This window comes from Acidithiobacillus ferriphilus (genome assembly GCF_018854775.1).
GTDB classification, from domain to species: Bacteria; Pseudomonadota; Gammaproteobacteria; order Acidithiobacillales; family Acidithiobacillaceae; genus Acidithiobacillus; species Acidithiobacillus ferriphilus.
Map to the genome: position 1 here is coordinate 1 of NZ_JAAZTY010000174.1, position 9,025 is coordinate 9,025.

Sequence of the window (9,025 nt, forward strand, 5' to 3'; positions counted from 1 at the left end):
TCGCGATCTGGACGCTTGGCAGGAAAGCGGACGGAGCTACTATAAAATCAGCGGCCCGGCCATTCAGCGCTGGCATTCTAATCAGTTTATCGCGATCGATACACATACGCAGGCGGGGGTGGCCGAAGACTTCGCGGCGATTGTCCGCGAAGTGCATCCGGAACACGCCATTATCGAGCGCATAACCGACTATCGAAGCGACCGGCATGCCGTCTGGGGCATTTTGGCGCGCAATCCGGAACAGAATTTCGCCCTGAACCTGCTGCTGGATCCCGACATCGATTTTGTCACCCTGCTGGGGCACGCAGGTACCGGTAAGACGCTGCTGACGCTGGCGGCGGCGCTGCATCAGATTTTTGAGCAGAAGCGCTACTCGGAAGTGATCATTACCCGTGCGACCGTGCCGGTAGGTGATGAGATTGGCTTCTTGCCCGGCACGGAGGAAGAGAAAATGCTGCCGTGGATGGGGGCGCTGGAGGATAATCTGGAAATTCTGGCGCGCGGCAGTGATGATGGCGGCAGCTGGGGACGCAGTGCGACGCAGGATCTGATCAATAAGCGGATTCGCGTCAAATCCATGAGTTTTATGCGTGGGCGTACCTTTCTGGAGAAGTTCGTCATTATCGACGAGGCACAGAATCTGACTTCCAAGGAAATGAAGACCCTGATCACCCGTGCCGGTCCGGGGACCAAAATTGTCTGTCTGGGCAATATTGCGCAGATCGATACGCCCTACCTGACGGAAACCACCTCAGGACTGACCTATGTGGTGGATCGCTTCAAGGACTGGGCCTACAGCGGACATGTCACCCTGCGTCGCGGTGAGCGTTCTCGTTTGGCGGATTTTGCCAATGATGCCTTGTGATGCCCTTGTCTACTGACCTGTTGAGCCCTTAGACTGCGCGCAGGGCATCAGGGGAATGAACGCATGACATGGTCGGTCGCGGATAGCCGTCATCTGTATAACTTGCCGCATTGGGGCGAGGGGTATTTCGATATCGGTGCGGACGGACAGATTGTCGTTCGTCCCGATGCCAACCCGCAGGGTGCCGCCATTGGGCTGGCCGATGTCGCGGCGGTGCTGGGTGAGCATTCCCTCGCTTTACCCTGCCTCCTGCGTTTTCCGCAGATTCTTGGCGATCGAGTCGCGCGCCTGCACAGTGCGTTTGCTGAGGCCATCCGCGCCCTAAACTATGGCGGCAGCTACACGCCCGTTTATCCGATCAAGGTCAATCAGCAGCGGCGCGTCGTAGAAGAAATTTTGCGTGCCGGTGCGGGCAGCGTCGGTCTGGAGGCTGGTAGCAAACCGGAGCTGTTGGCGGTTATCGGACTGATGCCGGTGGGCGGCACCATCATCTGCAATGGCTACAAAGACAAAGAGTATGTTCGCCTGGCCCTGACGGGTGAGAAGTTGGGCATGCAGGTCTACCTGGTGGTGGAAAAACCCTCTGAACTGCCTCTGATCCTGAATGAGGCTCGCAAGCTGGGTGTTAAACCCCGGATCGGGGTGCGCGCGCGGCTGGCATCCGCCGGTTCCGGCAAGTGGCAGAATACCGGTGGCGAAAAATCTAAATTCGGCCTGTCTACGGCGGACATTCTGGAACTCGTCCACCGTCTGCGGGCAGAAAATGCGCTGGATAGTCTGCAATTGCTGCACTTCCACCTCGGCTCCCAGATTCCCAATATTCAGTTCATCAAAGGCGGCATGCGCGAGTGTGCCCGCCTGTATGCGGAACTGCGACGCCTGGGCGCAGCCCTGGAAGTCGTGGATGTGGGCGGTGGGTTGGGTGTGGACTATGAAGGAACGCACTCCCGCGCGTACTGCTCCACGAACTATCATGTCTCCGATTATGCCCATGCCATCGTCGCCACACTGGCTGATGTGGCGCGCCAGGAGGGGTTGCCGGAGCCGCGCATCATCTCTGAATCGGGTCGGGCGCTGACGGCGCATCACGCCATTTTGCTGGCCAATGTCACCGATGTGGAGATGGCGACCGGAGAGCATCCGTCGTCAACACCTTCGGTCGACCTGATGGCGGGTGAATGGGGCCGTCTGCTCACCCGGCTGAATCAGGGTAACGCCGCCGCGGCGCTGGAAGTGTATCAGGAGGCCCTCTATCTGCTGGCGGAGCTTCACCAGCAATTCAACCTCGGCATCATTCACATTGAAGAGCGCGCCGAAGTCGAAGGCATTTATGCCCAAGTGCTCTGGCGGGTGCGCGGCTTTCTCGACCCGCACAATCGCGCGCACCGCGATATTCTTGATGAACTCGACGAAAAGCTGGTGGACAAATATTTCGTCAACTTTTCCCTGTTTCAGTCGTTGCCCGACGTCTGGGCCATTGATCAGATTTTCCCGATATTGCCCATACAACGACTGAATGAAGAGCCGACCCGGCGGGCTCGTCTCGAAGATATCACCTGCGACTCCGACGGCAGGATTGATGCGTACGTCACGGCCGAAGGCCTGACACCGGCGCTGCCGGTACATGCGCTACAGGCGGATGCGCCTTATCTCCTCGGTATTTTTCTGGTCGGTGCTTATCAGGAAATTCTCGGGGATATGCATAATCTGTTCGGTGACACGGACTCGGTTAATGTACTCTGTGATGCCTCGGGCGCCATGCGTCTGGAGCAGCCGCTGGCGGGGGATACGGTGGAATCCGTCCTGCAATACGTACAATTTTCCGCTACCGACCTGCTGGCCCGTTATCAGAAGAAAGTGGAGGCCTGCAGCCATCTCGACGATGTGGAACGTCGCGAGTTTCTACAGCAGTTTGCGGATGGGCTGCATGGTTATACCTATTTAACCGCCCATGATCTGATTGAAGACCTGACGCAGTAGCGTCAACTCCGTCATCGGCAGGCGCCGCAGCTCACTGATGGGCTTGAAAACGCCATCGTGGGGGGCGATTGCCTCGTGTGGGGCTTCAAATGTCGTGAAGCGGGCGAGGTGAATCTGAATTGGACCGGTGTCGGTGGACAGCCAAGCCTCGAAACCGTCGTCCAGCTCTATCTGGCCGGGATTTATGTTCAATTTCTCCAATACCGCATGCAGTACGTCAGTGGGCGTGTCGCCGGTCTCAGTGGGTGCTGCAACCATACTGCTGTTCTCCGGCAGTGGCGCGGGCAACATCACACTGTCGTTGATGCGAACGAAGCGCAAGGCGGTACTGTAACTATCGAAGTGACAGAAGATCAGGCGATTGCGTTCGAGGAGGTCGGCTGTGGGCATTGGGTTATTCCTGTTTCGATTGGGGGTGATCAGATTAGCCGATGGTGATGGCCCCTGAATAAAACTCGGGCGTGATGGCCGTGCAGGGCGCCGAATGGTCGAATGCTTTGGCCATCTCCCAGGGCTGGCCCTTTTCGCGGGCGGCGCGTTGCAGGTCGCGGCGGGTCATGTCCAGACCCACGGCATAGCCGAACACGTAGTCGTAATCGACCTTGTCCATGGGGATGTTCTTGCCGCCCTTGTGCAGTGCCACCACCAGCTCCACCTCGGGTTGCAGGTCGGTAGTGCCGGACGGGTAGGGCAGCACTGAATTATTCTGCAGAACGGCGCTGGCCGGTTTCATGAAAAAGAAGGGTTCGGCATCGGGAGCGGCGCCCATTTCCCGGACGTGATCGGCGTAGTTCTGCCCGACGCAAAAAATGCGTCGCACCGGGAAAGGGTTGCTGGACATGGCGTCCAGAGTCACGACAGGGGCGGGCGGGAAGGCGTAGTTCATGGACGGGCTCCTGTGCCGGGTGAAATGGCGGGATAACAGGCATCTGCTTTCATTGCGTTCTCTTTAAAGTATTCCGGCTGGTTTTTGCGGTACACCCGCAGCCACATCAAGGTATCTGGTGCCAGCGCGCGCACCGCGAGCCAAAGCAGGGTGTCCTCTGCTTTACCACTGGCCGCGAGGCGCTGGTCGAGGGCGCGCCAGCCTTCCCAGTCAATTTCCACCATCAGGGCGTGAATCTCTGGCGATAGGAGCAGGGCGGCCGCGCTCATGAGGCGAAGCTGGCGTCGAGTTTCCGCACGGGTGAGGCGCGACGCGAGAAACTCTTCCTTCTCCAGCCCTTCAGTCAGCGTGAGTACGGCAGTCCCCGCCTCTTCAATCGCGTTAAAGGGCGAGATGCTCAGCATGGGCATGCACCGGGTGGGTATTTCATCTTGAATGGCACATCATCTGACTCAATGCGCCGTCAGGCCATCGGCATAGGCGCGGATGACGGAGGCCCCTACCAGATCGTGAGGGTCCAGTTCGCCGATCTTTTCCAGAACCTCCCGGCATTCGTCCAGTTGATTGCGGCGTAACAGGATGAAACTCAGGGCCTTCAGGGTGAAGAGATAAAAATGGGCAGGACTGTGAATCACGGACCAGTCTGCCGTGCCTGGAGCGAGGTGCTGCCAGTTGGGGGGGAAACCGCCCAGTCGTGCCCCGCTGGCCAGGGCGGTGCGTGCTATCTCTTCGGCCTCCGCCAGCCGGGACTGGCGAAACAGCAACTTGTACATGGCAAAATAGGCGGGCAGGTAATCCGGATCGGTCAGTAGATGCTGCCTCAGCAGTTTTTCCACCTCGGTCGGGTGTGTGCTACTGGCCAGTGCGGCCTCCAGCAGCGAAGCCGCCTGCCCGGTCGGGTCGGCAAAGGGCAGGGTGATCTCCCGGAGGGCACCGTCAGGGCTCATTGGACCACGCCTCCAAAATTAACCGAACTTGAAGAGGATGCCGTGACCGCCCCGTGGATAGGACCAATCCACGTTGTGATATTCCGAACAAATGACCCGACAGGTGCCGCACTCCAGGCAGCCGTCCGTGGTCAGGACCACACCACCACCCTCGTCTTTGGCGTAACAGGCCGCGGGACAGGCGAAGGTGCAGGACTGCGTTTTACAATCATCCGCGCAGACCTGAGGATCGCTGATCTGGATATGCGGCCGACCTTCATCGACCCGATAGCGGTTTTGAAACAGTTTCTCTTCGATCTTGATCATCGCGTTGCCCTCCACATGCGGTAAGCGTCTCCCACCAAACCCCACAACGAGCGTTGCTCTACAAAGCTGCCACGAATGGTCTTTTCCTTGCTGTGCTTATCCTGGCCATCGACCATCAGCATGGTATGCGCGGCGCGGTTGAGGAGTTGCGGATACACCGAAAAGAAATGCGGATTGCCGTGCAGGATATCGGGCAACTCCTTGTACTTCCGTAAATCTTTCATGACGAAACTGTCGTCCAGCGCGGCTTTGTAACGGGCAAGATGGGGGGCCGTGCAGGGGAGCTTCATCTCTTTCAGCGCGATAACCGTTTCTGCGGCCAGCCGGCCACTGGTCATCGCCAGGTTGGAGCCTTCGCGGTGGACCGCATTTACCAGTCCGGCGCTGTCCCCCGCGATCATCCAGCCCTCGCCGTAGAGGGTCGGAACGGCCTTGTAGCCCCCTTCGGGAATCAGGTGGGCGGCATACTCCTTCATTTCGCCCCCCTCAATCAACGGGGCAATGGCCGGATGCGCCTTGAGTTCTTCGAGGAGGGTATAGGGCGCGATGCCCGCCTTTTTGAAGTCGGACAAGAGGCAACCGATGCCCAGCGTGATGGATTCCTTGTTGGTATAGAGGAAGGCGGTGCCGACCATGCCGTGGGTGACGGCACCGGCGATCTCAATGACCACCCCTTCGTTGCCCTTGATATTGAAACGGCTCTGGACGACCTCCTCGGGCAGAAAATGAATTTCCTTGACCGCGAGCGCCACATTTTTGGCTTCGAGTTCGCCATGAAACCCGGCTTTTTTGGCCAACAGCGAATTGACGCCGTCCGCCAGAATCACCACATCGGCATAAATATCGCCCCCCTCACGGTCGGTGCGGACGCCGATGACCTTTTTGCCTTCCTGGATAAGGTCGGTGACCGTCGTCTCGCAGATGACCAGGCCGCCTGCGGCCTTGACCTTCCCGGAGAACCATTTGTCGAAAGGCGCCCGGAGGATGGTATAACGATTGGGCTGGTCGCTGTTAAAGGCATCCGAGCGATAGTTGGTGCCGATGAAGGATTTTTCATCCAGCACCCACATGCGCTGTTCGATGACATGGCGCTCCAACGGGGCATCGTCGCGGAAATCGGGAATGATGCGCTCCAGCGCGTCGGCATAGAGAATGGCCCCCTGGACGTTTTTGGTGCCAGGGGTTTCACCCCGTTCCAGTTGCAATACGCTCAGACCCGCCTTGGCCATGGTGTACGCGGCTGCATTACCGGCGGGGCCGGCACCTACCACAATGGCATCAAATTTTTCGGCCATGTCATGACTCCTGTAATTAACCGGCCCGGCGGCTCACAGCCAGGCGGCTGCGCAAGGCGTCGGTGAGGACGGGAAGGATCTGCACGGCGTCGCCGACAATGCCATAAGTGGCAAAGTCGAAGATGGGCGCATTGGGATCGTTGTTGATGGCGATGATGACGTCGGAAGCTTCCATGCCGACACGGTGCTGAATCGCCCCGGAGATGCCCGCGGCAATATAGAGCTTGGGACGCACGGTCTTGCCCGATTGCCCGACCTGACGGTCAGCGGGTAGCCAGCCGGCATGGGTCACCGGACGCGATCCGCCCACTTCGGCGCCGAGCACGGCAGCCAGATCCCAGATCAGGCGAAAGTTTTCCGCCTTGCCCATGCCCCGGCCGCCCGCCACGATAATATCGGCATAGGCGAGTTGAGCCTGCTCCTGGGCGTCGTCGGGGATGAACTCCAGGACCTTGGCGATAATATCGTCCTCCTGCATCTGCAGGTTTTCGGAAACAATACGGCCGCGGCGCTCCGGCGTAGCTTCGGGCATAGCCATGACCCGGGGGCGGATGGTCGCCATCTGCGGGCGGTAGTTGAGAGTCTGGATGGTACAGAGCAGGCTGCCGCCGAAGGTCGGGCGAGTGGCCAGGAGACCGCGGTTATCGGGATCGATAGCCAACTCCGTGCAGTCCGCGGTCAAACCCGTAAGCAGCGTGGTGGCGACACTACCGGCAAGGTCGCGACCCAGGGTGGTGGCACCCAGCAGAAGAATCTCCGGCTGGTACCGATTGACGAGGTCAGTCATCGCCTTGGTGTAGGGTTCGTTGCGATAATCCGCCAGAATGGGGTCGGCAACAACATAGGCCACATCGGTGCCGTAAGCGAAGGCGTTGCGAGCAGCGGCACCGAGTTCGTCGCTACCAGCACCAAGAATCACGGCGCCCAGTTCCACGTTGAGAATATCGGCCAGCTTGCGTCCTTCACCCAGTAATTCCCAGGATACCTGGTGCACCTCTCCCCTTTCCATTTCGACAAACACCCAGATCCCTTTGTAGGCCGCCAGACGGGGATCCAACTCCAGGCGCTTCTTGCCTTTGGGCTTTGCGGGTGCGGCAGTGTTCTCGCTCATGCGAATGCTCCTTGTGCGTTTATGGGGCGATCAGGCCGAGTTCCTGCGCCAAGCGCGGATGCCGGCTGCCGAGAATATCCAGGATGGCGTTGGCGGTGCCGCTGGCGTCCAGGTCGGCGCCGATCATCTGTGCCTTCACGGCCCTGGGCTTGGGGGTGAATATCTTGCTGACCACCGTGGGCGAGCCCTTGAGGCCGATTTTGCTGACGTCTTCAATACCGGCACGGTCTTTATTCCATTGCGGCACGGTAAGACGGGCCGAGCGGAACATGTCATCCATGCTCGCGAAACGGATCTGGTTACTACCCTCCAGCATGGTGATCAGGGCGGGCAGGCGGGTCTGGATGACTTGCACACCGCCTTCCGAACGGCGTTGTACAGTAATGGTACGCCCCTGCAGGTCCAATGCGTCGATAGCCGATACGTAGGTGAGGAGTTGCAGGCCCAGGCGCTTGGCAATGCCCGGTCCGACCTGCGCGGTATCGCCGTCAATGGTCTGCTTGCCGGTGAACACCAGGTCTACGGGATGTTCCTCACCAATTTTGCGGATGGTTTGTGCCAGGGCGAAGGAGGTCGCCAGGGTATCGGCACCGGCGAAGGCGCGGTCGGTCAGGAGTATCACGTCGTCGGCACCATAGGCGATGGCCTTGCGCAGCGCGTCTTCCGCCTGGGGCGGCCCCATGGTCAGCACGGTGACTCGCCCACCGAAGCGGTCTTTGAGGCGCAAGGCCTCTTCGATGGCGAAAACATCGAAGGGATTGATGATGGCGGGTACACCCTGCCGCATGATGGTATTGGTAACCGGATGCACCCGGATCTGGGCGCTGTCGGGAACCTGTTTGATACAGACGACAATATGCATGGCGTACTCCTGTTACCGATCTGTCGGTGATCTGAAGATGCTGTTGCACTAACTCTAAGCAATCTTCATTCCAGATACGACTGTCTTGTTAATGTCAAGATAAACAGTCTTTTGGATAAAATGCACCAGAAAAACAGCGCAAGCAGCGGATGTAGGCTTTGCGACAAAATGCATGCTTTATCACGGTAAGCTCAATGGGTCCGCTGGCTCTCGGTGACGGGAGCAGCTTTGCCGAGGAGCACGGCATTGCTGCTGAGGGCAAACTCACGCCAGGCGGCAGCGAGGTCGCGGGCGATGGTGGACAGGTATTCCTTGCCGGGTTCGTGCTCTTCGGGAAAATTGGAGAGCGCACAGGAACTGCGGTTGAAGGCGAGGGCCTCACTGATCAGGGTCTGATGAACGGTTGCGAAAGGTGCATGCACTTCCGGCGTTAGATCAGAACGCCCCTTATGGACACCCGTGCCACTGGTGTCAAAAGGCAATTCGCTCAGTTGGCGCAATGCTTCGCTATAGAACTGCTCCATGGTGTCGAGCAGGGCGCGCTGGGTCAACTGTTCCTTGTGCTGGCGGGCCAGATATTGATTGAGGTGGCGGCGATAGGTCGCCAGCAAATCCGGCTGTTGCGCGGTCACCCATGTACCGAATAGAGCGATGCAGGCGGTGTTGTCGGCAGGGCCGTTCAGTGCTTGCGGGCTAAGCGATACGGGGTCAGGGGCGAGCATCCGCTGCAGGCGGGCGGCGGATTCCAGGGCGCCTTCCAGATAGCCGCCGCC

At 59.1% G+C, this 9,025-nt stretch carries 10 protein-coding genes and 1 pseudogene; 2 read left to right on the forward strand and 9 right to left on the reverse strand.

Annotated features, from left to right (window positions below):
• Positions 1 to 865, forward strand: an 865-nt coding sequence (locus HF921_RS11385; protein ID WP_215893839.1) for a PhoH family protein, incomplete at its 5' end; no start/stop codon positions are given.
• A 63-nt stretch (positions 866 to 928) separates the two neighbouring features.
• Entirely contained in the window at positions 929 to 2,845 is a 1,917-nt protein-coding gene (speA, locus tag HF921_RS11390) for a biosynthetic arginine decarboxylase (RefSeq protein ID WP_215893840.1), read from the forward strand.
• Here the strand turns inward: speA and HF921_RS11395 are convergent.
• The 9 genes and pseudogenes from HF921_RS11395 to HF921_RS11435 all read right to left on the reverse strand — a co-directional run.
• Complete coding sequence (locus tag HF921_RS11395) at positions 2,807 to 3,235, reverse strand: hypothetical protein (protein ID WP_215893841.1); 429 nt, start codon at positions 3,233 to 3,235, stop codon at positions 2,807 to 2,809. The genes speA and HF921_RS11395 overlap by 39 nt on opposite strands.
• Before the next feature lie 34 nt (positions 3,236 to 3,269).
• Complete coding sequence (locus HF921_RS11400; RefSeq protein WP_226834542.1) at positions 3,270 to 3,731, reverse strand: fumarylacetoacetate hydrolase family protein; 462 nt, start codon at positions 3,729 to 3,731, stop codon at positions 3,270 to 3,272.
• Complete coding sequence (locus HF921_RS11405) at positions 3,728 to 4,135, reverse strand: ribonuclease HepT family protein (RefSeq protein ID WP_215893842.1); 408 nt, start codon at positions 4,133 to 4,135, stop codon at positions 3,728 to 3,730. The genes HF921_RS11400 and HF921_RS11405 overlap by 4 nt, the downstream gene beginning before the upstream one ends.
• Before the next feature lie 48 nt (positions 4,136 to 4,183).
• Positions 4,184 to 4,678: a hypothetical protein gene (locus tag HF921_RS11410; RefSeq protein ID WP_215849123.1), complete on the reverse strand. Its 495-nt coding sequence runs from the start codon at positions 4,676 to 4,678 to the stop codon at positions 4,184 to 4,186.
• An 18-nt stretch (positions 4,679 to 4,696) separates the two neighbouring features.
• Positions 4,697 to 4,984: a ferredoxin family protein gene (locus HF921_RS11415; RefSeq protein ID WP_215893843.1), complete on the reverse strand. Its 288-nt coding sequence runs from the start codon at positions 4,982 to 4,984 to the stop codon at positions 4,697 to 4,699.
• On the reverse strand, positions 4,981 to 6,279 hold the full coding sequence (locus HF921_RS11420) for an FAD-dependent monooxygenase (protein WP_215849125.1): 1,299 nt from the start codon (positions 6,277 to 6,279) through the stop codon (positions 4,981 to 4,983). Before HF921_RS11420 ends, HF921_RS11415 begins: the two co-directional genes overlap by 4 nt.
• A gap of 16 nt (positions 6,280 to 6,295) precedes the next feature.
• Positions 6,296 to 7,390 (reverse strand): electron transfer flavoprotein subunit alpha/FixB family protein, encoded by a 1,095-nt coding sequence (locus HF921_RS11425; RefSeq protein WP_215849126.1) that lies wholly within the window; start codon positions 7,388 to 7,390, stop codon positions 6,296 to 6,298.
• A 19-nt stretch (positions 7,391 to 7,409) separates the two neighbouring features.
• Positions 7,410 to 8,252 (reverse strand): electron transfer flavoprotein subunit beta/FixA family protein, encoded by an 843-nt coding sequence (locus HF921_RS11430; RefSeq protein WP_215893844.1) that lies wholly within the window; start codon positions 8,250 to 8,252, stop codon positions 7,410 to 7,412.
• Between the two features lie 191 nt (positions 8,253 to 8,443).
• Positions 8,444 to 9,025 (reverse strand): annotated as a pseudogene (locus tag HF921_RS11435) (amine oxidase); the annotation flags it as partial.

Bases quoted from the DNA above. Each gene is read 5' to 3' on its own strand.
- speA (WP_215893840.1), top strand. From the start codon at position 929: ATGACATGGTCGGTCGCGGATAGCCGTCATCTGTATAACTTGCCGCAT.
- HF921_RS11395 (WP_215893841.1), bottom strand. From the start codon at position 3,235: ATGCCCACAGCCGACCTCCTCGAACGCAATCGCCTGATCTTCTGTCAC.
- HF921_RS11430 (WP_215893844.1), bottom strand. From the start codon at position 8,252: ATGCATATTGTCGTCTGTATCAAACAGGTTCCCGACAGCGCCCAGATC.
- HF921_RS11415 (WP_215893843.1), bottom strand. From the start codon at position 4,984: ATGATCAAGATCGAAGAGAAACTGTTTCAAAACCGCTATCGGGTCGAT.
- HF921_RS11425 (WP_215849126.1), bottom strand. From the start codon at position 7,390: ATGAGCGAGAACACTGCCGCACCCGCAAAGCCCAAAGGCAAGAAGCGC.
- HF921_RS11410 (WP_215849123.1), bottom strand. From the start codon at position 4,678: ATGAGCCCTGACGGTGCCCTCCGGGAGATCACCCTGCCCTTTGCCGAC.
- HF921_RS11420 (WP_215849125.1), bottom strand. From the start codon at position 6,279: ATGGCCGAAAAATTTGATGCCATTGTGGTAGGTGCCGGCCCCGCCGGT.
- HF921_RS11405 (WP_215893842.1), bottom strand. From the start codon at position 4,135: ATGCTGAGCATCTCGCCCTTTAACGCGATTGAAGAGGCGGGGACTGCC.
- HF921_RS11400 (WP_226834542.1), bottom strand. From the start codon at position 3,731: ATGAACTACGCCTTCCCGCCCGCCCCTGTCGTGACTCTGGACGCCATG.